The sequence below is a fragment of the Ralstonia sp. VS2407 genome, from assembly GCF_052950655.1.
In genome coordinates, this window is the sequence record NZ_JBRFVG010000087.1 from 1 (window position 1) to 597 (window position 597).

Genomic DNA, 597 nt, shown 5'->3' on the forward strand with positions numbered 1-597 from the left:
GCTCTACACGGACCGCGTGTTCGCCGGCCTCGCCGCGGTGATCGCGATCGGGCTTGTCGTCGAGCATGGCGTGTTCGACGCGCTCGAACGCGTGAGCGTCAAGCGCTGGGGCGTGCATACGCTGTAGCGCGCCCGCGCCCCGCGCAGGCGCGGGCGCGGGCCACGGCCGGCAACGGGTCGAACGGCCAAGCAAACGGCCGAGCGAGCGGCTGGGGCATGCGGCTGAGATCCGTGGGGTGACGAGGGCGATGCCCGCACCCGAGTCCGCACCCGAGTTCGCCGGTGCACGCGCGTGCCGCACCGCGCCGCGGGCTGTGCCGGCGCTCACTCGGTCATGCCGGCCCATGCCGTGCGTTTCCTTCGGACGAAACCGCCATCGCGGCATCGCCCATCTCTGCGCCACTCATTACGGATACCGAATCGTCTGGCGGAGTCCTTCGCCGTTCTCCCGTGCGTTTCGTCGTGAGATTGCCCGCGCAACGGCGCAATCTGACGAATGCATTTCGTCTTGCCTTCGAAACTTGCGTCGGAGCCCGAAATAAGTAAGGGAACAAGGGTTTGCCCGACTGTGGAACGTTTGCGCGGTGTCCGTTATGC

Annotated in this window: 1 pseudogene; it reads left to right on the forward strand. The window is 67.5% G+C overall.

What is annotated here, in order from left to right:
* Window positions 1-127, forward strand: a pseudogene (locus tag ACU8YE_RS23985) (ABC transporter permease); the annotation flags it as partial.
* Window positions 128-597: the final 470 nt, after the last annotated feature.